Source organism: Echinicola sp. 20G (genome assembly GCF_015533855.1).
GTDB lineage: Bacteria > Bacteroidota > Bacteroidia > Cytophagales > Cyclobacteriaceae > Echinicola.
On sequence record NZ_AP024154.1, the window covers coordinates 4,242,274 to 4,265,625 of the forward strand.

The 23,352-nt window shown below is 40.0% G+C and carries 19 protein-coding genes; all 19 read left to right on the forward strand.

Going from position 1 to position 23,352, the window contains the following annotated elements:
- Positions 1–121 precede the first annotated feature (121 nt).
- The gene (locus JL001_RS17190) at positions 122–1,081 is read left to right on the forward strand and encodes a ketose-bisphosphate aldolase (protein WP_200978384.1); all 960 of its coding nucleotides are present in this window, start codon (positions 122–124) and stop codon (positions 1,079–1,081) included.
- A 26-nt stretch (positions 1,082–1,107) separates the two neighbouring features.
- Positions 1,108–1,995: a 5-deoxy-glucuronate isomerase gene (gene iolB, locus JL001_RS17195; protein ID WP_200978386.1), complete on the forward strand. Its 888-nt coding sequence runs from the start codon at positions 1,108–1,110 to the stop codon at positions 1,993–1,995.
- On the forward strand, positions 1,988–3,007 hold the full coding sequence (gene iolC / locus JL001_RS17200; RefSeq protein ID WP_236252870.1) for a 5-dehydro-2-deoxygluconokinase: 1,020 nt from the start codon (positions 1,988–1,990) through the stop codon (positions 3,005–3,007). Before iolB ends, iolC begins: the two co-directional genes overlap by 8 nt.
- Positions 3,008–3,043: 36 nt before the next feature.
- Entirely contained in the window at positions 3,044–4,906 is a 1,863-nt protein-coding gene (gene iolD, locus JL001_RS17205) for a 3D-(3,5/4)-trihydroxycyclohexane-1,2-dione acylhydrolase (decyclizing) (RefSeq protein ID WP_200978388.1), read from the forward strand.
- Between the two features lie 27 nt (positions 4,907–4,933).
- Positions 4,934–6,514, forward strand: a complete 1,581-nt coding sequence (locus JL001_RS17210) for a solute:sodium symporter family transporter (protein WP_200978390.1) — start codon at positions 4,934–4,936, stop codon at positions 6,512–6,514.
- Positions 6,515–6,535: 21 nt separating this feature from the next.
- Positions 6,536–8,011 carry a CoA-acylating methylmalonate-semialdehyde dehydrogenase gene (locus JL001_RS17215; protein ID WP_200978392.1) on the forward strand — a complete coding sequence of 492 codons (1,476 nt, stop codon included), beginning with the start codon at positions 6,536–6,538 and terminating at the stop codon, positions 8,009–8,011.
- Between the two features lie 3 nt (positions 8,012–8,014).
- A complete protein-coding gene (locus JL001_RS17220; protein ID WP_200978394.1) occupies positions 8,015–8,920 on the forward strand; it encodes a sugar phosphate isomerase/epimerase in 906 nt (301 codons plus the stop codon).
- Positions 8,921–8,933: 13 nt separating this feature from the next.
- Positions 8,934–9,950 (forward strand): inositol 2-dehydrogenase, encoded by a 1,017-nt coding sequence (iolG, locus tag JL001_RS17225; RefSeq protein WP_200978396.1) that lies wholly within the window; start codon positions 8,934–8,936, stop codon positions 9,948–9,950.
- Between the two features lie 297 nt (positions 9,951–10,247).
- On the forward strand, positions 10,248–13,367 hold the full coding sequence (locus JL001_RS17230; RefSeq protein ID WP_200978398.1) for a TonB-dependent receptor: 3,120 nt from the start codon (positions 10,248–10,250) through the stop codon (positions 13,365–13,367).
- A 12-nt stretch (positions 13,368–13,379) separates the two neighbouring features.
- Positions 13,380–14,981 (forward strand): RagB/SusD family nutrient uptake outer membrane protein, encoded by a 1,602-nt coding sequence (locus JL001_RS17235; RefSeq protein ID WP_200978400.1) that lies wholly within the window; start codon positions 13,380–13,382, stop codon positions 14,979–14,981.
- A gap of 101 nt (positions 14,982–15,082) precedes the next feature.
- On the forward strand, positions 15,083–16,861 hold the full coding sequence (locus JL001_RS17240) for a hypothetical protein (protein WP_200978402.1): 1,779 nt from the start codon (positions 15,083–15,085) through the stop codon (positions 16,859–16,861).
- Complete coding sequence (locus JL001_RS17245) at positions 16,858–18,147, forward strand: DUF4861 domain-containing protein (RefSeq protein ID WP_200978404.1); 1,290 nt, start codon at positions 16,858–16,860, stop codon at positions 18,145–18,147. Before JL001_RS17240 ends, JL001_RS17245 begins: the two co-directional genes overlap by 4 nt.
- A gap of 7 nt (positions 18,148–18,154) precedes the next feature.
- Positions 18,155–19,534, forward strand: a complete 1,380-nt coding sequence (locus JL001_RS17250; RefSeq protein ID WP_200978406.1) for a glycoside hydrolase family 105 protein — start codon at positions 18,155–18,157, stop codon at positions 19,532–19,534.
- A 48-nt stretch (positions 19,535–19,582) separates the two neighbouring features.
- Complete coding sequence (locus JL001_RS17255) at positions 19,583–19,927, forward strand: nucleotidyltransferase family protein (protein ID WP_236252871.1); 345 nt, start codon at positions 19,583–19,585, stop codon at positions 19,925–19,927.
- A 358-nt stretch (positions 19,928–20,285) separates the two neighbouring features.
- On the forward strand, positions 20,286–20,762 hold the full coding sequence (locus tag JL001_RS17260) for a nucleotidyltransferase substrate binding protein (protein ID WP_200978411.1): 477 nt from the start codon (positions 20,286–20,288) through the stop codon (positions 20,760–20,762).
- On the forward strand, positions 20,759–21,070 hold the full coding sequence (locus tag JL001_RS17265; protein ID WP_200978413.1) for a nucleotidyltransferase family protein: 312 nt from the start codon (positions 20,759–20,761) through the stop codon (positions 21,068–21,070). The genes JL001_RS17260 and JL001_RS17265 overlap by 4 nt, the downstream gene beginning before the upstream one ends.
- A 203-nt stretch (positions 21,071–21,273) precedes the next feature.
- Complete coding sequence (locus tag JL001_RS17270; protein WP_200978415.1) at positions 21,274–21,744, forward strand: JAB domain-containing protein; 471 nt, start codon at positions 21,274–21,276, stop codon at positions 21,742–21,744.
- Positions 21,745–21,819: 75 nt separating this feature from the next.
- Complete coding sequence (locus tag JL001_RS17275; protein ID WP_200978416.1) at positions 21,820–22,032, forward strand: hypothetical protein; 213 nt, start codon at positions 21,820–21,822, stop codon at positions 22,030–22,032.
- A gap of 362 nt (positions 22,033–22,394) precedes the next feature.
- Positions 22,395–22,736 (forward strand): AlpA family transcriptional regulator, encoded by a 342-nt coding sequence (locus JL001_RS17280; protein ID WP_200978418.1) that lies wholly within the window; start codon positions 22,395–22,397, stop codon positions 22,734–22,736.
- Positions 22,737–23,352: the final 616 nt, after the last annotated feature.

Consider the following 23,352-nt stretch of genomic DNA (forward strand, 5'->3'; position numbering starts at 1 on the left):
ATTTTTGTTTTTTATAAAATAAAATTTTGTTTACGCAAACCTTTGCGTAAGGATATTGAAAGGAAATCTTTTTTTTTAACCTAAATAATTGGAGTATTGGGAAAACGATAACCCGATAACCATGAAATCAACCCCAATGAAATTGTTTAATGACTGCTATGGAAAATATGGCATTGCAGCTATTAATGTTTTTACCATGGAACAGGTTTTGGGTGTTTTCAAGGCAGCATCTATTGGTAAATCTCCTGTCATATTGCAGACTACTCCTGTGGCCAGGGATTATTCAAATCCTCTTTTGATGAAAGGCATGATTTCCGCAGCCGAAAAGGTCTTTCCCGATGTCGTTTTTGCCGTTCATCTGGATCATGGAAACGAAACACATATAAATGCAGCATTGAAGGAAGAAATGTACAATTCTGTTATGATAGACGCCTCACATGAAGATTTTGACCAGAATGTTAGCAGAACAAAAAAAATAGTAGAATCCGCGCACTCACAAGATGTTTTTGTAGAAGCTGAATTGGGGATTTTGAGTGGTGTTGAGGATAATCTGGTCGTGGAACAGCATCATGCAAAGTACACAGACCCAGAAGCAGCTGAAAAATTTGTATGTGAAACGAACTGTGACAGTTTGGCTATTGCGGTAGGAACAAGTCATGGGGCATACAAGTTCTCTGGGGACCAAGGCATAAACTTTTCAATTTTGGAGCAAATCCAGAAGAGGTTGCCTGGGTTTCCTTTGGTACTACATGGGGGATCGTCAGTCAGTCAAGTGGAAATTCAACGAATCAATAATGCAGGTGGAAACCTGAAGGAAAATGCCAGGGGCGTTTCCTCAGATGAACTAAAAAAATCCATTTCACTTGGTGTTTGTAAAGTAAATATAGCTACAGACTTAAGGGTATTGTGGACCAGGGTTCACAGGGAATTCTTTGTGGAAAATCCTGAGCAGTTTGACCCTATCTTACCAGGAAAGCTTTATCAAGATGAGTTAATCAAGTTTTGTTTGCAAAAGTTTGAATTATTAGGGTCGTTAGGAAAAGCCCGTTCTATTAATTCCTATCAAAGTAAGGAAAACTGAAACAATACGAATAAATCCAATAACCTATGATAAAAGATCACAAATATAACCTGTTGGCAAAGGCCCAAAAAGTGGAAGAAGGGGTATATCAACAAGTTCTTAAGGAAGAAGGAAACTGGCAATTTTTGAATTTTGAAGCCAGACTAATGAAGCGGGGAACAGTGTTCTCAGGCAATACAGGAAATAATGAGTATGCATTTATCTTATTGTCGGGAAATTATACCATGAAAACGAGTCGTGGGACTTGGCAGGTTACCAATGGTAGGGCCAGTGTTTTTTCAGGCATAGCGTATAGTCTGTATCTACCAAGAAGGACGGATTTTACACTGACTGCAGACAGCGATTTGCTTGACATAGCCTATGGTTGGTGCGAGACTGATCAAGATTTTGATCCTGTTTTTAAGACGCCTGAGGAATCAACTATTGAAATCCGTGGTGGTGATAATGCGACAAGACAGATCAATGACCTGTTGGGTCCCGGCTTTCCTTGTCATAGATTGGTAGCAGTGGAAGTATATACTCCTTCTGGTAATTGGAGTTCTTTTCCGGCCCATAAACATGATGAGCGCAAAGTGGATGAAAATGGTAATTTGTTAGAGGCGAGGTTGGAAGAGACCTATTTCTATAAGATTGATCGGCCAGAGGGCTACGCTATCCAGCAGGTTTATACTGGAGATAGGTCTTTGGATGAAATAGCCGTAGCCAGGAACAATGATGTTGTACTAGTCCCAAAAGGCTACCATCCGGTTGTCGCGGGTCATGGCTATAATGTGTATTATTTAAATTTTTTGACGGGTAGTGACCAATCATTGGCCAATACCCCTGACCCAGACCATAATTGGATATTTGGGACTTGGAAAGGAGTGGATAGTAGGATTCCTATGGTAAACGCTAAAATGAATCCAAATGACTGAACCTCAAAAAAACATGGATATCATTACTATTGGAAGATCATCCATAGACCTTTATTCCCAGAATATAGGAGCGGAGTTTGTTGATATAAAAGGGTTTGATGCATTTGTGGGAGGGTCCCCTTTGAATATTGCCACTGGATGCGCAAGGCTTGGCTTGAATGCGGCATTGCTGACAGGGGTAGGAGAGGATAAAGTAGGGGATTTTATCCTTAATTTTTTAGAGAAAGAAGGTGTGGAAACCCGGTTTATTCCACGAATTTCCGGAGCTAGGTCAAGTGCAGTCGTATTGGGGATCCAACCTCCGGATAAATTTCCTTTGGTCTATTACAGGGATAATTGTGCAGATAGTAAGATAACCATTGATCATGTTATTCAATCCAAGGTTTATGAGGTCAGAATGATTGAGGTCTCCGCAACTGCAATGAACATAGAACCGAGTAGAAGTGCGGTGTTTTTTGCCCTAGAAGAAGCACATAAGGCAGATGTAACAACTTTACTGGATATTGATTTTAGGGCTGACCAATGGTCTGATATCAGGTCATTTGGGATTATGATAAGAGCAGCATTGCCAAAGGTTAAAATTGCTCTTGGCACAGAAGAAGAAATCCTGGCGGCAATGCTTAAGGATTCATCCCAAGTAAAAATCGAACACCAACAAATTTCTGCCCCAAAAATAAGCGGAAATATTGATGTAGCCATCAAAGGAATATTGGACTTGGGAGTGGAAATATTGATTGTCAAAAGAGGTGGTAAAGGAGTCACTATTTATGACAATGAAGGTCAGGTCACAGATGTTCCGGGTTTTCCGGTAGAGCCCTTGAATGTACTTGGAGCTGGCGATGCATTTGCATCAGGGTTTATCTATGGGTACTTACAAGGTTGGGATTTGTATAAATCCTGTCGAATGGGCAATGCAAGTGGGGCGCAAGTTGTGCTACAGCCTGGCTGTGCCAATTTTATGCCTTCACTCCAAGAATCCTTAAAGTTTATCGAAGAACATGGTGGTTTTTAAATTGACCCAATCCTATTAACTATAATAACCCAAAATATGAAAACCATAAGATTAACCGTTGCCCAAGCAATCATACGCTATTTGGACAAGCAATATGTTGAGAGGGATGGAGTGGAGCATAAATTCTTTCACGGATGCTTCGGCATCTTTGGTCATGGTAATGTCGGAGGTATTGGTCAGGCACTTCACCAATCACCAGAGTTTACCTATTATCAATCCAGGAATGAACAGGCCATGGTACATGCTGCTGCAGCATATGCAAAAATGAAAAATAGATTATCTACCCTTGTTTGTACCTCATCTATTGGGCCTGGAGCTACAAATATGTTAACAGCTGCTGCAGGAGCAACAATCAACAGGTTGCCGGTTTTGTTGTTACCAGGAGATATATTTTCCACTAGGAGGGTAGATCCTGTATTGCAACAGCTTGAAAGTGCTCAAAGTCAGGATATATCCGTAAATGATTGTTTTAAACCCGTATCCAGATATTGGGATCGGATCAATAGACCTGAACAACTGATATCTTCATTGCCTGCTGCCATGAGGGTCCTGACTTCTCCAGCTGATACAGGGGCTGTAACAATCTGTTTACCACAAGATGTGCAAACAGAAGCTTTTGAATTTCCAATAGGCCTTTTCAAAAAGAAAGTATGGTATGTACCCAGAGCAACTCCCGATAGGCAATTGGTACATAAGGCTGCTTCCTTAATTAAATCTTGCAAGAGACCTTTGCTGATCGCTGGTGGAGGAGTAAACTACAGTGAGGCCAATGAGGTATTGACCAATTTTATGGACAGGACAGGAATTCCGGTTATGGAAACATTTGCTGGTAAAGGTGCTATTTGCTATAACCACCCCGGAAACTTAGGGGCTGCTGGAGCCACCGGGACCGAAGGTGCCAATGCTTTCAGTAACAAGGCAGATTTGATTATTGGAGTGGGAACACGGTACAGTGATTTTACTACTGCCTCTAAAACAGCCTTTTCAGAAGATGTCCAATTCATCAATATCAATATTTCAGATTTTGATGCATTTAAACATGGAGCAATTGCTTTGACAGGCGATGCCAAAGTTACCATCCAAGCCTTGCAAAAGGCCTTGGGAGATTATGAAGTGGAACCTGAGTACCGCATTCAGGCCAAGCACTACAATGAAAGTTGGGATGAGCAAGTAAGTCTTGCTTATCAGCCTGAAAACAAAGGGTTGCCTAGCCAGTCCGAAGTAGTTGGTGCTGTAAATGATTTTTCCGCCAAAAAGGATGTGGTACTATGTGCTGCAGGAAGTTTACCTGGGGATTTACATAAACTTTGGAGAACAAGGGATCCTAAAGGATTCCATTTGGAATATGGTTATTCATGTATGGGATATGAAATCGCCGGTGGACTTGGAGCCAAGATGGCCTGTCCTGAAAGGGAGGTGTATGTAATGGTAGGGGATGGAAGTTACTTGATGATGTCTTCTGAAATCACTACTTCCATCCAAGAAGGATACAAGCTTACAATCATTCTGATCAATAATAATGGCTATGCCAGTATTGGAGGATTGTCCAAGTCCTTGGGATCTGAGGGCTTTGGTACATCTTACCGCTATAGAGACAAACAAAGTGGTCAGCTGGATGGCTCATTCCTTCCAGTGGATTTAGCAGAAAATGCATGTAGTCTAGGTGCTGAGGTGATCAAAACTACTGACATAGCTTCATTGTCCGAGGCACTGAAAAAAGCAAAAACTATTGATAAGACTACCGTGATTTATATTGAAACTGTAGCAGAAAGGAAATTGGCTGGTTATGGACATGCATGGTGGGAAGTCCCTATTGCAGAAGTGACTGAGAAACCCTTGGTCGATCAGGCAAGAGAAAAAGCCTTAAAACAAAAGACAAAGCAACATTACCATTTATAATTTTTCAACACCCAATAACCTATTCACATGCTAATAACCATATTGTCCTTTATCGGATTTACATTATTTGTGGCTTTCTATGCTTACCGAAAAACCAGAAAGGAAAATTTAGATACTGAGGATGGATATTTTCTAGGCGGAAGAAGCCTCACTGGAGTGGTCATTGCCGGCTCCATGATCATGACCAATATTTCGACAGAGCACTTGGTAGGAATGAATGGTTCATCCTACAAAAATGGCTTTATTATAGTCGCATGGGAAGTGACCTCTGCACTGGCCTTAATTGTTGCTGCTGTGTATTTTGTTCCCAAATACCTAAAAATGGGCCTGACTACGATACCGCAATACCTGGAGAATCGTTTTGATGCTGGCACTAGGTCATTGGTAGCCCTTTTCTTATTGGTATCATTTGCTGTCACCCTACTTCCCATAGTACTCTATACTGGAGCTATTAACTTGGAGAGCTTGTTCAATGTTTCGGAAATACTGGGAGTAAGCAGGGAAAAGGCCTTGTGGTATACGGTTTTGATTGTAGGGGGAATAGGCTCTGTATATGCCATTTTTGGAGGTCTGAAAGCAGTGGCGGTTTCTGATACCATAAATGGATACGGGCTGATGGTCGCGGGATTGATGATTCCGGCCATTGCACTTTTTATGATTGGAGAAGGAAATCCTTTTTTGGGATTCGCAAAGGTTTTTGAAAACAGTCCCGAAAAGTTCAATGTCATTGGTGAAAAAGATTCTGTATTGCCTTTTAGTACTTTGTTTACAGGTTTGATTATCAATCAACTTTATTTCTGGTGCATGAACCAGACTATCATTCAAAGAGCATTAGGGGCAAAAAATCTTAAGGAAGCTCAAAAAGGCCTATTGTACACTGGTGTATTGAAGCTCTTGGTGCCTTTTATCATTGTACTTCCCGGAGTAATAGGTTTCTATTATTTTGGGAATAGCATGTACGATCAACAGGATATGGTATATCCTGAACTCGTGAAAAAAGTACTTCCAGTAGGTTTAACAGGAGTTTTTGCCGCCATAATTATGGGAGCTGTCCTAAGTACTTTCAACAGTGTACTCAACAGTGCATCTACTATTTTCAGCATAGATATTTTTAAGAGACTGGTCTATCCCAAAGCGAGTGCAGGGAGTTTGGTCCGGGCGGGGAAATTGTCAGCAACATTTTTAGCTGTTACTTCCATTATTGCTGCTCCCATGGTGGCCAATGCCCCTGAAGGCCTCTTCCAACTTTTACAACAGTTGAATGGAATTTTCTTTATTCCGATAGCTTCCATAATACTAGCTGGTTTTTTTACCAAAAGTGTAACGGCAACAGCTGCGAAAATTGCTTTGGTAACTGGCTTGGGATTTTACATCCTTACCACTTTTGTATACCAGGTGAACATTCACTTCGTGCACATCTGGGGTATTGAATTTTTATTGAATGTGGCTGTAATGGGATTAGTCTCTTATCTAAGGCCCAAAGCGTCAAACCCTATCATAGGGTTCACCCAAAGTATACAACTTGAAAGATGGAAATACGCCGGTGCGGTGTCCATTGCATTGGTCATCATCACGGTGACCATATATATCTTACTTGGAAACATATAAATAAAATAGAAAACATATTAAATGGAAAAGCTTACCAATTATATCAATGGCCAATGGGTTGGAAGTAAGGAAAATCACCTTATTGATGTACTTAATCCTGCCACCCAGGAAATTTTGGCGAAAGTGCCACTGGGCAAAGGTACTGCCCAAGATGTTGAAAAGGCCGTTGCCTCTTCGTACGAAGCGTATAGATCATGGTCCCAGGTTCCCGTTATCCAACGTGTTCAACCACTGTTCAGGTTGAAATCCTTATTGGAAGAAAATCAGGAGGATTTGGCAAGAACAATAACAATGGAGTGTGGAAAGACCCTAGCGGAGTCTAGAGGGGAGTTACAGCGGGCAATTGAAAATGTAGAGACTGCTTGTGCGACTCCTGTATTGATGCAGAGTGAGTTTTCGGAAAATATTGCCAGGGGAGTAGATGAGTTTATGATACGGCAACCTTTAGGTGTTTGCGCTTGCATAGCGCCGTTTAACTTTCCTGGAATGATACCTTTTTGGTTTTTGCCCTATGCAATAGCCTGTGGTAATACTTTTCTATTGAAGCCATCGGAGAAAGTTCCTTTGACCATGCAAAAAGTCATGGGTTTGATTGAGAAAATTGGATTACCAGAAGGGGTAATCAATATGGTTCATGGAGGGAAGGATACTGTAGATGCACTATTGGAGCACCCCCTTATTAAAGCTATCAGCTTTGTGGGCTCCACAGATGTAGCAAGGTATATCTATGCCAAAGGAGCAGCCAATGGTAAAAGGGTGCAGGCCCAAGGAGGTGCCAAAAACCCAGTGGTGGTATTGCCTGATGCCGATATCGAAGTCACTTCAAAAATCATAACGGATTCTGTTTATGGATGTGCGGGACAACGATGTCTGGCGGCTTCCACAATCATTACAGTAGGGGATCAGAATGGGACAATTAAGGAGGCCCTTTATGAATCGGCCAGTAAACGATTGACAGGGTATGGACTTGAGGAAAAAGTCGATATGGGGCCTTTGATCAGTCAAGCCAGCAAAGAAAGGGTGGAGAAATTGATTCAAAAAGGGATAAGCGAAGGTGCGAAAGTCCTCTTGGATGGAAGAAACGGCCCAGTAGCAGGTTATGAAAAGGGAAATTTTATAAAGCCAACCATCTTGGAGAATTTGAACTTGGAGGGGGAATTGATCAAGACTGAAATTTTTGGCCCCGTAATGAGCCTGGTTAAAATGGATTCCATAGACGATGCGCTTCAATTCATCAATGGAAACAATTATGGTAATATGGCTTGTCTTTTCACATCAAGTGGAGCCCATGCCAGAAGGTTTAGAAATGAAGCCAATGCCGGCAACATAGGGATTAATATTGGTGTAGCAGCTCCAATGGCCCAATTCCCATTTAGTGGTTGGAATGATAGCTTTTTTGGTGACCTACACGGCCAAGGCAGGCATGCAATTGAGTTTTTTACACAAACTAAGGTGACTGTGGAGCGATGGCTTCAAGAATGGACCAGAAAATTTTAGGCTATGAAAAATATAAAGATTGCCAATGCACCTTGCTCATGGGGTGCATTAGAATTTGATCTTGAAGGTAAATCCCTTGGACATGAGCAAGTTTTATCTGAAATGGCAGAAATAGGCTATTTAGGTACTGAGCTCGGAGATTGGGGATTTATGCCCACTGATCCCAAAGGTTTACGCGAGGTGCTGGACCGTTTTGGATTGGGTCTTCCAGGAGCTTTTGTCCCAGTGGCCCTGGCCAATAAGGAGGCACATGTGCATGGTGTTCAGGAAGCTTTAAAAATAGCCAAGCTGATGGTAGATGCTGGTTATGAGGATGCCTTTATCATCTTGGCTGATGATAATGGAAGTATTCCTGACCGTACCCAAAGTGCTGGTAGGGTTCTTCCAGAAATGTCCTTAAGTCCAGACCAATGGAAGATTTTTGGTGCAGGAGCAGACCAAATAGCCAAGGCCGTAAAGGATAATTATGGAATGCGAACCGTGTTCCATCACCATTGTGCAGGATATGTGGAAACTCCAGAAGAGCTGGATGCTTTAATGGCCAATACGGATGAAAACTTGCTGGGAATCTGTCTGGATATGGGACATTATGCTTTTGGAGGAGGAAATCCATTGGATGTTTTGGAGAAATATCCATCAAGGACATGGCATATTCATTTCAAGGACTATGATGAAAATATAGGTAAAGCGAGCAGCGTTCATGGATGGAACTATTTTGAGTCTGTTCAAAATGGGGTTTTCTGCAAACTTGGGGAAGGGATAGTGGACTTCAAGGCCATTATCAAAAAATTAGAGGCGATGAATTATGAGGGTTGGATCGTAGTGGAGCAGGATGTGCTTCCAGGAATGGGGAGTCCTTATCATTGCGCAGAGCATAACCTAAATTTTATCAATAAAAACTTGATGTAGACCAAATAACACTATGAAAAACATAAAAATTGGACTAATAGGATTGGGAAGAATTGGCCTTATCCATTTTAATAATCTAAAATACCAAATTCCGTATGCAGAAGTGGTGATGGTAGCGGATCCCCGACATAAGGAACAGTTTAAGGGGGTAGTAGTAGGTACTGCAGAAGAGCTCATCAACCATCCAGAAATTGATGCTGTTGTGATTTGCTCACCCACAAATACACATGCTGATTACATTGACCTGTGTGCAGCAGCGAGAAAGGATATTTTTTGTGAAAAGCCACATGACCTTTCACTGGAAAGGGTCATAACCACCTTAGAGACTGTAAAAAAAGCGGGTGTTAAGTTGATGCTTGGCTTCAACAGGAGGTTTGATGCCAATTTTAAGAAAATCCATGAGTTGGTCAATTTAAGGAAAATTGGTGAACCGACCATATTGAAGATTACTAGTCGAGATCCGGGACCACCTCCTTTATCCTATTTAAAAAGTTCAGGCGGCTTGTTCATGGACATGAGTATTCATGATTTTGATATGGCAAGATTTATCATGGGAAAGGAGGTGGAAAAAGTTTATGCAACAGCAGCTGTCTTTACCAGTGATGAAGTAGCAGAAGCAGGAGATGTGGACACGGCCGTGATCAACCTTACTTTTATGGATGGTAGTATGGCTGTAATTGACAATAGTCGAAAAGCTAGTTATGGGTATGACCAACGCTTGGAAATATTTGGAAGCAATGGGATGGCGCAAGCAGATAACAATAAACACGATAGTCATCTTTTGGTTGATCAGGAGGGAAGTCACGGGGCACTTCCTCTAGATTTTTTTATGGATAGGTATGAAGCATCTTATCGCTTAGAAATGATGGCGTTTATTGAAGCGCTTTTAAAAGGAGAAGGTTTGCCCGTAGACGGCCATGATGGGCTAGAAGCAATGTTGATAGCGATAGCAGCAAAAGTATCTGTAGATGAAAAAAGACCAGTCCTATTGAAGGAAATAAGAAATACTATCAGAATCAAAGCCTTATAAAAAATAGTATCATCTAAGCTAAAATGGAATGTTTAATTTATTTCCTATTACCTGAATGGTACGTTGGCTTTTTTCTAAAAAATCCAAGCTATTTACTTCAAATATTCGTGTGCAAACGTTTGCGTATTATGTTTTGGAATTGATTGTTGAATATATCTACTTTTACCTAATAATGATCTTATAAAATGTGTGTATGTAAAATATCATATTGCTTATTTAGTTAAGTCATTATATAAATACTATCTCTACCCATTAATTAACCTAATAGAAAATTAACAATAACCAAATAACTTCTTTATGAAACACATCTCACTAACAACTGAAAGGTGGAATTGGTCCTTTGTATTAGGACATCTAAATTTCATGAAAATGATCATGCTGATGACCTGCCTTTTTATGTGGGGTCAATCTGTATGGGCACAGTCCGTTGAAGTAACTGGCATCGTAATATCAGAGGAGGATCAACAACCTATTCCTGGAGTAACGGTTTTGGTGAAGGGGACTGGAAAGGGAACTGTAACGGACATAGATGGGAAATATGCTATTTCGGTTACCAATGGTTCTGATGCTGTCTTGTCATTTTCTTTCGTCGGATACCTAACACAGGACATCATTGTCAATAATCAAAGCAAAATAGATGTCTCACTAGCTCCTGATATGGCTCAATTGGATGAAGTAGTGGTGGTGGGATATGGAGAAACTAAACGAAAGGACTTAACTGGTGCAGTGGTTTCCATGGATTCGAAAAATATTCAGGAAGCCAATAAAGTAAATGCTTTTCAAGCACTCCAAGGTCAGGTAGCTGGTGTAAATATATCTTCCGCTGACAATAAACCTGGTGGTGGATTTAATGTTCGTATTAGAGGTTCCAATACTATCAATGCGAATGAAACAGTAGAACAGGGTGGGTTTAATCCGGGGCAAAACCCACTTTTTGTAGTGGATGGAATATTTGTCAATGATATCTCCTTTTTAAATCCCGCAGATATTGAAAGGATGGACGTGCTCAAGGATGCTTCTGCTACGGCAATTTATGGTTCGAGGGGAAGTAATGGTGTAGTGATTATTGAAACAAAAAAGGGGAGTGAGGGTAAGGTCTCTGTTCAATATGATAACTACATCGGTGTAAAAGAGGCTTATAATTTGCCAGATATGCTTCAAGGAGCCGAGTTTGTAGATTATTTCCGGGATGCAGTAGTTGGAAATTTTTACTCTTCAGGTGATTTTAGTGTATCCCCTGAAGACGTGAACTTGGCAGATTATATGCGCCCCAATGAATTGGAAAATATAGCAAATGATGATTATGTTAATTGGATAGACCTTATCCAGCATAATGGCATGCAACAAAATCACTCGCTAAGCCTCAATGGTGGAAATAATAAAACAATATATGGATTGGGTGTAGCTTATACCCAAGATGAAGGCACTTTTGAAGGGGAGGATTATGAAAGGTATACTATTAGGGGAAACCTTAGCAGTAAGCTATCGGAATTGTTTTCATTGGCATTCAGCAATTATGCATCATTTGCGGTTAGAAATGAAGGCAGTAGAGAAGGCCTTAGAAGTGCCTATAGACTCAGGCCAACGGCTACACCATTTGACGAAAATGGAGATCCCCAGTTTTTTCCTTTGCAAGGGGAAACATTTATCACCAATCCATTATTCGAATCCGATAATATTTTCAGGGAAACCAGAACACTGAATTACTTGAGTAATCTTTCACTGTCTTTTACCCCAACAAACAGTTTAAAAATTTCAAGTAATTTTTCTCCAAACATTGAATTTTCCAGGTATGGGGAATATCGCGGACTTTATGCCAAGTCAACCAGCGGTCAAGTAGGCAACAGAAGGGCAGAGGTGAACAACAGGAACCGTATTTCCTACACATGGGACAATATCGTCAATTATAACAAGAGCTTTGGAACGGATCACGTTTTGAATGCAACTTTTGTTTATTCTCTCTTTATGGATCGGTATGAAAATTATTTGATGCAACGCCGGAATTTTGCTACAGATGAGTTTCTCTTCTACAATATAGATGCCGGCTCGGATCTCAGGACTGCAGAAGGTGGGTTTTCAAAACAAACCTTACAATCTTACACAGGTAGGGTCAACTATACCTTCAAGGATAAATACCTTTTTACCCTTACCGGTCGCTATGATGGATCATCCATCCTTTCTGAAGAAAATAAATGGGCTTTTTTCCCGTCAGCGGCTTTCGCCTGGCGTATCATTGATGAGGGATTTATGAAAAATCAAAACTTCATGGGAGATTTGAAGCTTAGATTGAGTTATGGGGAAACCGGTAACAATGGTGCAGGAGGAGGTTTGGTTCCCTTGGGTTCCCTATCCTTGATAGGTAGTAATTTTACCAATATTGGAGATCAGGTGACCCAGACAGCTTATGTGACCAATTTGGCCAATCAAAACCTGACTTGGGAAAAAACAAAAGAATTCAATATTGGTTTGGATTTTGGTTTCTTTAATAATCGCCTATATGGTTCCTTGGATATTTATGACAGAAGAAATACGGGAATCATATTTTTTAGACCAACTCCCACAGTTACTGGATTTTCAGGCGTATTTGAAAATGTAGGAGAGGCTTCTAATAAAGGTGTGGAACTTGGATTGAACTCGGTCAATATAGATAATGGAGACCTTAAATGGACCACATCCCTTAATTTTGCCAAGAACAACAATCAAATCACCAAGCTTTATGGGGATTTGGATCAAATATTATTCGGTGTGCAAGCAGGCTCTTATGTGCATAAAGTAGGAGAACCAGTAGGCTCCATTTTTACATATGAGTTTGATGGAATATGGCAAATGGACGAGGTGGATATAGCACAAAGTTTTGGTCAGCAGCCGGGTCAGGTTAAGGTAAAGGACCTTAATGATGATGGAGTAATTGATGCTGATGACCGAACAGTAATTGGAGCAAATATGCCTGATTGGACAGGTGGAATTGCCAATACCTTGAATTATAAGAATTGGGATTTCACCTTTTTTGTCAGGACAAGTCAAGGAGCTGTTTCTGCCAGTTATTTCCATATTTCCCATTCAGGAGGTTTTGATGCTACCCCAGCCCGTTTTAATAGTCTTAAGACAAACTACTGGACTCCTGATAACCCATCCAATGAGTGGTATCAACCAAGTAACAACGGACCTTTTTCCGAACCCCTTACCTATCATGATGTTTCTTTTGTAAAGGTAGGTTATATCACCTTGGGTTATAATTTCAAGCAAGATTTATTGGATGCGCTCAAGATCAATAGCCTTCGCCTTTACTTCACCGCACAGAACCCCTTCACTTTTACAAACTATGAAGGTTGGGATCCTGAAAATGCTGCAAGAAACAGCTGGGGATCAGCTTACATGTCAAGAGTACTTATGGGCGGGATCAATGTTAAATTTTAAAGAGACAAAATCATGAAAAAATACATAAAATTGGTTGTCTGGATGACAGGATTTTTGGCTTTGTCATCCTGTGCAGACTTTCTGGAGGAAGAAAATAGGAATTTTCTCTCAGATGACATTCTATTGAGCGACCCTACTGCATTGGATCAAATGGTAGCCAATGCTTATGATAGGCTTAGACTGGCTACCTCCTTTTATGATTTGGACCATCAGGGCACCGATGTGTTTACCCGGAGGGATATAATAGCCGGCATTAGTGATTTAAATGACTATGTAAACCTTCGACCGACAAACGGGGCGATAGGAACCTATTGGACCAATTACTACAATGTCATCGCTGCGGCCAACACGGCAATATCCAGGGCCGATGAGGTCCAAGGGCTAAGTGAGGGTAATAAAACTAGAGGATTGGGCGAAGCCCAGTTTCTAAGAGCATATTCCTACTTTCACTTGGTTGAAAATTATGGGGGAGTGCCTTTGGTATTGGAAGAGATCAGGTCTGCACAATCGGAATTCAGTAGGGCAAGCGAACAGGAAGTATACGGCCAGATTTTGGCAGATCTGGATGCTGCGTTGGCGGGAGTGGATGAAAATCCATCCCTGTACGGTAAAGTGTCAAAAGATGCCGTTCGTCACCTTAAAGCAAAAGTGCTACTTACCAGGGGATACAAGGATTTTGGGAGCAGTCAGGATTTTATTGAGGCAGCATCGCTTGCTGAAGAGGTAATTGAAAACCATCCATTGGTGGCCGATTTTACAGATTTGGTTTCTAAGGAAAACCAAAGGAACAGTGAGGCGATCTTTTCTATGCTATATGGCTCCAATCCAGTTTCCAGGGGCATTGGTAATAACAGACACCTACTCTTCAAATTTGTTTATGATGTTTATCCTGGACAGACAAGGTCCACCCTATATCACAGGGGATTGGGCAGGTCTCCAACACCTTATTTCTTTAATCTTTTTGAAGAGGGGGATGATCGGGAAAATGCTACCATCCGTCGTTTGATGATCGCGGAAATTGATAGCGATGATGGAAGTATATTAGAGGGAGACACCAGTATATATTTTCCTAAAACCCCATGGCCAGCATCCGAAATAAATAGTAAAGCCTATTTTGTCTTTAATCCTGATAGTTACTATATACCTGACGGACTCACCCAAGTACACTTTCCAATGTTCAAAAAATTTGATGATCCAGGTGTTCCCTATACCAATCCTGGGATTAATCCAGATGGAGAAAGAGATGCTGTTTTAATAAGGTCAGGTGAAACTAGGTTAATTGCAGCAGAAGCCTACTTGCAGTCTGGAAATGCTGCCATGGCGGCAGAACATATCAATGCTTTAAGAGATAGGGCCGGTTTGGAGGTAATGGTTCCGGCTGAAGATGTTGATATTGACTTGATTTTAGATGAAAGTGCCATTGAAATGGCAGGTGAAATAAGTAGGTGGATGGACTTAAAGCGGACAGGGAAGTTAGTGGAAAGAGTGCTGGCACACAACCCCCATGCGGCTTTGAACAACGCCATTAAACCTTTTCACAACCTAAGACCAATCCCTCAGAGTGAGGTGGATGTAAGCGGTGGTTCTATCACCCAAAATGAAGGATATAATTGATTAGGGTTTAATAGGGAGGAGGTTATTCCTTTGGAATGATCTCCTTTAATTTTTCTATCACCAAAAATGTTGAATAAAGTCAAGGACCATAATATAGTAAAATGAAAAAAATAAGCAGAAATACTTTTATTAAACAGTCTATTGGGTTGGGTGGGGCCATGTACCTGATGCCCTTTTTGGGATACCCTCACAATAAAAACAAAAGTTTTAGGGAAGCGGATGAATTATGGCAGCATATGGTCACCGCCAACGACAGGCATATCAAAGCATTGATCGATAAGGGTGATGAGGCAAACCGACATGGAGGAAGAAGTTACGGGTATAATTTTGCCATGTTGGCCTCTGGGTATTGTTGTGATGATTCAAAGTTTTTTGAAAGTGATAAAGTGGTGGATTTATTGAATGATGCTACAGATAAATTGATTGAAAGCCAAAGGCCTGATGGAACCATCAATGCAGGAAATCTGGAGTCTCCTCCAGATACCGCATTTATTATGGAACCATTATGTGCAGGGGTATTTATTTTGAACCAGCACGACTCAACAGCCTTGAGTGGGGTCAAAGAAAGGATTAAGGAGTTTTTATTGAAAACTGGGGAAGCATTGACTGTTGGTGGAATCCATACACCAAACCATCGGTGGGTAGTTTGTCATGCGCTTGCCAGGATCAATCAGCTCTATCCTGATGCCAAATATGTGAATAGGATAGACGAGTGGTTAAGTGAAGGTATATACATGGATGAGGATGGACATTATCCAGAGAGGAGTATGAATTACTCGGATGTAGAAAACAACGCATTCATTACATTAGGAAGACTGTTGAACCGTCCTGCACTGTTTGAAGCACCTCGAAAAAGTCTACAGATGACCTATTACTATATGGAACCGAATGGTGATTTAGTCACTACGGACTCTAGGAGACAGGATCAATACTCGCATAGAAGCATAGTGGTCCAATACCTACATTACCGCTTTTTGGCTATTCACGATGCAGATGGGAAATTTGCGAGTATTGTCAAAATGATAGAAGGTTTTCCTGGTTTTGAAAATATTGTGGTAGAGGAAGCTTTGTTTCATTTTATGGAGGATGAAACCCTACGCCAACCACTACCACAGCTGGAGCCTGTATCTACCAATTATGAGAAACTTTTCAAGACCAGCAGTTTGGCAAGAATACGTAGGGAGGATACTACTTTAACGGTATTTGGAGGAGTGGATTGGCCTTTGATCATTGCCTCTGGAAGGTCAGTGAGTCCCAATTTCTTTAGTTACAGAAAAGGAAATGCCATTCTTTGGTACATGCGCATGTCAGCTAGTTTTTTCAGTATGGGACATTTTAGAAGTGAGGGATTGAAGAAGGAAGGCAACAAGTATATATTGTACCAGAAACTTCAGGCGCCCTATTACCAGCCATTGCCTGACCAATTGAAAAACAAAGATGGGGATTATGAATTGACCCCGAGTGTGGACGGCAGGTTTTGGAGTAAAATGGCATTTGACAAAAGGCCCGTAAGCAATGTAAAGACCCTAGAAAGTAAGGTCACCTTAGAAGAAATTAATGGAAAAGCCGAACTGCTGTTTGAGGTTTCAGGTCTGGAGGGAGTTGCTGTCACGATTGAGCTGTGTTTTGATGAAAATGGAAGCCTTAAGGGGGTAGAAGAGGCTAACAGCGAAGAGGATTATTTTCTTGCCAGTGGAAAGGGTGTTTTTGAACAGGGAGAGGATAAAATAACCTTTGGTCCAGGAGTCAAGAAACATGAGCGAATTCGGAGGCTTGATGGAGAAAAATACAGTGTTCATTTTGGGTCTCTCAGGACGCAAGGAAACCACGTCTATTTGACGGGAGTGACACCCTTTACCCATAAACTAACATTTGAATGAAGAATAGTAAGCTGCCAGTGGTCATGCTAATGATCACCCTTTTTGCCTGTCAGTCCAAGTTAAAAGAAGATCATGTCGTTTTTATAATTGAGAATGAATCGAATATAGATTTGTTTGAAAAGGCCCTATTGGTCCCTAGAGAGAAACTTGTGTCTGATAAAGAAAATGAACAACCCATACTACTGACAGAAAATAACGATACTGTACCCGCCCAACGCAGTGACATGGATGGAAATGGAGAATGGGATAATCTTTTCTTTTTAATGGATCTTCCAGGTCAAACAGAAAAGCGTCTGACCCTTCATTGGACTTCTGAAAGTTTGAACTGGGAAGAAAGGACCTATGTGAGGTTTGGGGTAAGGCCATCTGAGGAAGATACAGTGAGACCGATGAAAAAACATACATTTTACCCACATATGCTACCTGGGGTTATGGGGTACCAACCTTACCAAACAGATGGTCCCTCTTGGGAAAACGATAAAGTTGGTTTCAGACACTATTTGGATGGAAGAAATTCAAAGGACGTTTTCGGAAAGAAGCAGTCAAAAATGTCCCCAAGAAATGTGGGCATCAACCAAGAAGGGGTAACTGAAGACAATTACCACGTGATGGAAGATTGGGGAAGGGACATTCTATCTGTAGGAACATCAGTTGGTATTGGTGGTTTTTCATTAATGATCGATAACAGGGTAGTCCGGTTGGGTGTTACCCAGCGAGACAGCCTCAATAATGTAGCGAAAACCATTTTCAATGTGGTAGAAAGTGGTCCACTTTTTTCCCTTACCCAAACTGAGTATAAGGACTGGAAGCCTGAGGAGACCGATAGGGTTTATCAGGTCAGCGAGCAAACGGAAATATGGCCTGGGTTCTATGGTTACCAAAATACGGTGAGGTTCCAACAATTGAGAGGAGATGAAAAGGGAGTGATAGGATTGGTCAATATTAATACAGACAAGCCACTCTCAATCATGGAAAAAGGAAAGTTTACCATTCTATATACCCATGATAAGCAGACCTATGATAAAGAGTGGTACCTGGGCCTTGCATTGATCATTCCTTCTGATATTTACCGTGGTTGGGAAATGGCTCCCAAAGAAGGGCAGTTAACGGATAGCTTTTTAGCAGTAGTTAATGTGAACGAAGGAACACCTTTGACATATTACTCAGTGGCTGCATGGGAAATGGCTGACCCAGGCTTTCGCGAGGAGAAGTATTTTAAGGAATATCTTCTGGATTTAAGTGAGCAGTTGAGTATTAAGCCAAAAATTACCATTAAGAAAAATTAAAAATGATATGCAATTACCATCGGTAAGATTATTTATATCCCCAGGTTATTTTACGCTATTGGCCCTATTTCTACTTTTTATCAATTTTACAGGAAACCTCAGGGCCCAAGAAATTATAAATGACAGCAATACGCCCTTGCACTTGATTCAGCCTGACTATAGCGTTCCTTATGGAGAAGTAAGTAAAAACAATGTTCAGGAAATATTGTTGAGGGTTAAAAATTATTTGGAACAGGTCACACCTGCAGTTTTGGAAGATAAAAATTCTGGTGAAATAATAAATGATCTGGAAAAGGCCAATGAGAAAAGTATTATCAAAAAAGGTGATTTTAGACTTTTAAGTTATGAATGGGGAGTAGTTTATGCAGGAATGCTAGCTGCTTCAGAAGCAACAGGAGATGAGTCGTTTAGGGACTATACCTTTACCAGGTTAACTTTTTTGGCTGATTTGTATACGCATTATAGTAAAATCCAATCCAAAAATATGGATTTGGAAACCCCTATCGACAGAGTGATGTTCCCCCATGCTTTGGACGATGCAGGAGCCATTTGTGCGGCCATGATAAAATCCCAGCATAATGGACTCTCAGTGGGTTTGGATAAAATGATTGACAATTACATAGACTTTATCATGAACCAACAATTCAAGTTGGAGGATGGTACATTGGCAAGAAACCGACCACTTGATCATACCTTATGGTTGGACGATCTATTCATGAGTGTGCCTGCACTGGCTCAGATGGGAAATACAACTGGAGAGGCCAAATATTTTGATGAAGCCGTAAAACAGGTGTTGCTATTTTCCAAAAGAATGTTCAATTGGGAAAAGAAAATCTATATGCATGGCTGGGTGGAAGGAAGTAAAAACTTCCCTCAATACCATTGGGGAAGGGCCAACGGTTGGGCATTCATGACGCTGGTCGAATTATTGGATGTGTTGCCTGAAAGTCATCCAGGCAGAGAAAAAATAATGGAGCATTTTCTTGCCTTAGCAGAAGGACTGGCCAGTTACCAATCCAACACAGGTTTGTGGCACCAGTTGCTGGATAGAAAAGACAGCTATCTAGAGACATCGGCCACTGCAATATACACCTACGGATTCGCCAAAGCAATTAACAGAGGCTGGTTGGATTATAGGGTCTTTGGGCCACTGACTATCCTTGCATGGTCCGGGGTCAGTACCAAGGTCAATATTAAAGGACAGGTAGAAGGTACTTGTGTAGGAACGGGAATGGGCTTTGATCCCGCTTTTTATTTCCATAGGCCAATAAGCGTCTACGCCGCGCATGGATATGGCCCCGTTTTATTGGCAGGAGCCGAGGTATATAAGTTATTGGAAAACCATAGCTATGAAATCAATGAAACAGCAGTTCAGTTTTTAGAATAATAATTGGTTGCATAAAAAGGAAATCTATAAAATCATTATTTTTGATTTATGCGGATGGAAGTACAAATAGCTGGGCACATTGAAGAATTCAAATCCATATGCAAAGAACATAAGGTTGAACATCTTTATGCTTTTGGCTCATCGATTTCTGACAGGTTCGATGAAAAAACAAGTGATATTGATATATTGGTGAAATTAAGCACTTCTCACCCCTTGGAAAAAGGGGAACTTCTACTTTCCCAATGGGATACATTGGAAGGATTTTTTGATCGAAAAGCAGATCTGCTTACCGAGCAATCCATAAAAAAACCAGTCTTGAGAAAATCAATAGAACAATCCAAGCAGTTAATCTATGACCGAACAGCCGAAAAAGTATTTGCCGAAATACCTTAATTGATGAATGAAGCTGGTCTTGTAAACAAAAGTGCAAGTGAAAGGCAGCTTAAGATTATTGGAGAAACAATTAACCAATTTAGAAAAACAGGAGTCCGATTGGAACATGACCATAAATGGTTGGGTTTAGAAACAGGCTGATATATTCATTTTACAATATTGACAATACTTTAATTAGTGATATCATAAAACCACACATTTCTCTATGGCTGGATGAACTTATTAAGCTATTTTAAGTATTTATTCGAACAGCGCATGTTTTTTAAATTAAAGGACTAATGCATTAATTCAGGTTATTTTTTGATTTAAAAAAAGGTTCTAATTTTGAATTGATGGATCAATAGATGTTTATTTGAACATGTCAAAAGATATAAGATGGGAGCAAAGGTTTGCCAATTACAATAAGGCCCTACTCAAGCTTGAACAAGCGGTAGAGTATATTAGGGAAAATTATTATCAAGATGGCCAATATGATGAACTACTTTTCGAAAAAGGGGAGGATATTGTCAAGGAAGGTTTGATTCAGAGGTTTGAATATACCCACGAATTGGCATGGAATGTAATGAAGGACTTTTTAAAAGAAAGAGGGAATATTGAAATATATGGGTCAAGAGATGCCACCAGGGAGGCATTTAGTACAGGTTTGATCAGGGAAGGTAAAATATGGATGGAAATGATCCAGAGCAGGAACAAAACCTCGCATACGTACAATGAAGACACTGCCCAGGAAATTTTTTCTAAAATTTTAGAGGAGTATTATCCTGAACTTTTAGCTTTTAGAGTCATTATGGAAGAAAAACGAAGTGGGGATCAAAAAGATATTTTTGAAGGATGAGATTTGGTCTTTTAAAAGAGGAAATAGAATCAATTAACAAGGTGTTTTCAGGGTATCCATCAATATCCAAAGTTATATTATACGGCTCCCGTGCCAAAGGTAACTTTCGTCCAGCTTCGGATATAGACCTTACAATCGAAGGAAATGGATTTGAGCTTAGCGATCTTTTTGAACTTGAAAATAAATTGGATGATATTCTTTTACCTTATAAAATAGATTTGTCAATAAAAGAACATATTTCTAATCAGGAACTTTTAAATCATATCGAGCGAGTTGGTGAAATTTTTTATGAGAGGTTTAACTCTTAGGGGGATTAGATAAAACGTTGCATTTTAATTATCCATTAATCATGTTACAATTTAGCTTTTGGGCTGCTGAAGCGGCCATGAGCTTACGGCATAAACACTTTTCTGCCCACTAGGCCCTCCTTTATTCCGTTGCCACTTGGCCTTGATTGCCCTCAAGCTGGGGTAGTACCATAATTAATTTCTAACCATTAAATCGAAATGTTATGGATACCAAGAACAAAAATGTTGTTTCCAACCAAGTAGCCGAAATCGTGCTTAGCTACCGTCCAAATTCTAAAGTTTCAGAGAAGCCTCAAATCGACTCTTCTTTAACGGCCAATAGGATTTTAAGGGCCAATTGGGATGAATCGAAAATTGGGTTCATTGAAGAATTTAAGGTTGTTCTACTTAACCGGGCAAACAGGGTGCTTGGAATTATCAATGCCTCATCTGGCGGATCAGCAGGAACCGTAGTGGATTTAAAGGTGGTATTTGGAGCTGCCATGAAAGCATCTGCATCGGCCATGATCATAGCCCATAACCATCCTTCTGGTAATTTGAAGCCCAGTGAACAGGATAAAAGATTAACTGAAAAGATGGTGAAAGCAGGAAAACTACTTGAATTGCCAGTTATCGACCACGTTATTGTTACATCTGAGAGTTATTATTCATTCGCAGATGAAGGAGGGCTGTAAGGCCCTTTTTTTATTTACTAATGTCCCAAATTAAAATATTTTTTTTTCAAATCGTTATATCTGGAATTTGCATTTATGGATAATATCAAAGAATTCTCTGACTTTTCAGACTCAATTCGTTCAACTGAATTGAGACGTTTAGCGAAAAAATTAATTAAAGAAAATACGAGAATTACATTCTACGGGAAAGCTTGGTCTGCAAGTAAAGCGGATTGGATTTATTTTGACAGAGTGTTTGACTTTAAAAAAACTACGGAAAAAATTCGCATTTGGAGAAAATATAATTGATCATCAGAATTTCGACATTAGGTCTGGATTAGAAAGCGGATTTATTGACAAAAACACTAATGAACGAATAATGGGGAAAGTAAAAATGTAAGTGTTCTGATAAAGGAAAACTGTAAATGATTACCTTTCCCAAAAATAGCTTTTGAGTACTTTATTCCAATTAAGGTATGATCCTAAATAATTTAAAGTGCAATCCTAAAGCAGCTTTTGATAGAAATAATCCACCCCCTTCTGATTCCAGTGTGACTATTTCTGATTACCTTTTTTAAATTGCCCCGAAAATTCACCCCACTACGGTCTTACTGGTGAATTTTTCAATTTTATAATTTGTATTATCTGCCCTCCCAAAAAATATAAAATTCATGGATTTAAAATTCGAAGACCTACCTCAAGCCATTGCTAACCTTATAGAACAAAATAAACTTATTTTAGAAGCCATTCAAGGCACAGAATTGATAAACCAGAGTAGTAGACAGATTCTAACGCTAAACAAAATCTGCGAGCTCCTGGAGCTTAAAAAACAGACCATCTATAGTTATGTATCAAAAGGCCTCATTCCTTACTACAAGAAAGCCGGAAAGCTTTACTTTATCAAAGACGAAATCACCGAATGGATTACTTCCAAACCAACAGTATCCAAGTTCGAAGGAGTGAGGTATCATCAAAATGGCCATATTAGGGACAGGGGTTTTAAGAAAATTTAAAAATATTTTTGGATCCTATTTTGTGTGCAAATCGTGTTCAAATAAAAAGCTATTTACAATCGTAAGTATTTGATTTTCAGTGATTAGGCATAAACTTTTCTCGAACAAATTTTATGATCATTTGGAGAAATATTTATGGGATGAAGATTAGTTTTAGTAGTGCCGTCAGCTGGAGCTGGCATCACACGGATCGAACTCTTTTTTGGAAGAAATGGAAATGTTAGAGAAGCTGATGGCTTTGGGTAAGTTGGGAGAGGAGTCACTATAGTTTATCATAAGTGGCTCGATGTTCCAAAATAGTAAGTAAATCTATGAGGGTCATCATATATTAGTTTTGCTATATGATGTATTTGGTGCATCAAAATATTCCTATTCTTTGCTATCTGGATTAATCTTTTCTTGAATTTGTTTTGTGATCATTTGATCCGGTATTATTCGAATGTGAAGTGAATTAAATATCAACGAGGTTGTTGAATATTAACTGCTACATCTCATTTGAAGAGAGCCTTTTCTGTATGGATTAATATTTTTTAAATACATCCCTATATTTTTAGCCACATTTAGCTAGAAAAATTGTTTCGAAATTTTAGACCTGTTAAAAATCGCTAGTCTGATG

What these genes read in the sequence shown, in the direction of transcription:
- JL001_RS17210 (WP_200978390.1), top strand. Translation starts at nt 4,934, where the DNA reads ATGCTAATAACCATATTGTCCTTTATCGGATTTACATTATTTGTGGCT.
- JL001_RS17215 (WP_200978392.1), top strand. Translation starts at nt 6,536, where the DNA reads ATGGAAAAGCTTACCAATTATATCAATGGCCAATGGGTTGGAAGTAAG.
- JL001_RS17245 (WP_200978404.1), top strand. Translation starts at nt 16,858, where the DNA reads ATGAAGAATAGTAAGCTGCCAGTGGTCATGCTAATGATCACCCTTTTT.
- JL001_RS17280 (WP_200978418.1), top strand. Translation starts at nt 22,395, where the DNA reads ATGGATTTAAAATTCGAAGACCTACCTCAAGCCATTGCTAACCTTATA.
- JL001_RS17260 (WP_200978411.1), top strand. Translation starts at nt 20,286, where the DNA reads ATGTCAAAAGATATAAGATGGGAGCAAAGGTTTGCCAATTACAATAAG.
- iolB (WP_200978386.1), top strand. Translation starts at nt 1,108, where the DNA reads ATGATAAAAGATCACAAATATAACCTGTTGGCAAAGGCCCAAAAAGTG.
- iolC (WP_236252870.1), top strand. Translation starts at nt 1,988, where the DNA reads ATGACTGAACCTCAAAAAAACATGGATATCATTACTATTGGAAGATCA.
- JL001_RS17190 (WP_200978384.1), top strand. Translation starts at nt 122, where the DNA reads ATGAAATCAACCCCAATGAAATTGTTTAATGACTGCTATGGAAAATAT.
- JL001_RS17275 (WP_200978416.1), top strand. Translation starts at nt 21,820, where the DNA reads ATGGATAATATCAAAGAATTCTCTGACTTTTCAGACTCAATTCGTTCA.
- JL001_RS17230 (WP_200978398.1), top strand. Translation starts at nt 10,248, where the DNA reads ATGAAACACATCTCACTAACAACTGAAAGGTGGAATTGGTCCTTTGTA.
- JL001_RS17250 (WP_200978406.1), top strand. Translation starts at nt 18,155, where the DNA reads ATGCAATTACCATCGGTAAGATTATTTATATCCCCAGGTTATTTTACG.
- JL001_RS17270 (WP_200978415.1), top strand. Translation starts at nt 21,274, where the DNA reads ATGGATACCAAGAACAAAAATGTTGTTTCCAACCAAGTAGCCGAAATC.
- JL001_RS17220 (WP_200978394.1), top strand. Translation starts at nt 8,015, where the DNA reads ATGAAAAATATAAAGATTGCCAATGCACCTTGCTCATGGGGTGCATTA.
- JL001_RS17235 (WP_200978400.1), top strand. Translation starts at nt 13,380, where the DNA reads ATGAAAAAATACATAAAATTGGTTGTCTGGATGACAGGATTTTTGGCT.
- iolG (WP_200978396.1), top strand. Translation starts at nt 8,934, where the DNA reads ATGAAAAACATAAAAATTGGACTAATAGGATTGGGAAGAATTGGCCTT.
- iolD (WP_200978388.1), top strand. Translation starts at nt 3,044, where the DNA reads ATGAAAACCATAAGATTAACCGTTGCCCAAGCAATCATACGCTATTTG.
- JL001_RS17265 (WP_200978413.1), top strand. Translation starts at nt 20,759, where the DNA reads ATGAGATTTGGTCTTTTAAAAGAGGAAATAGAATCAATTAACAAGGTG.
- JL001_RS17240 (WP_200978402.1), top strand. Translation starts at nt 15,083, where the DNA reads ATGAAAAAAATAAGCAGAAATACTTTTATTAAACAGTCTATTGGGTTG.
- JL001_RS17255 (WP_236252871.1), top strand. Translation starts at nt 19,583, where the DNA reads ATGCGGATGGAAGTACAAATAGCTGGGCACATTGAAGAATTCAAATCC.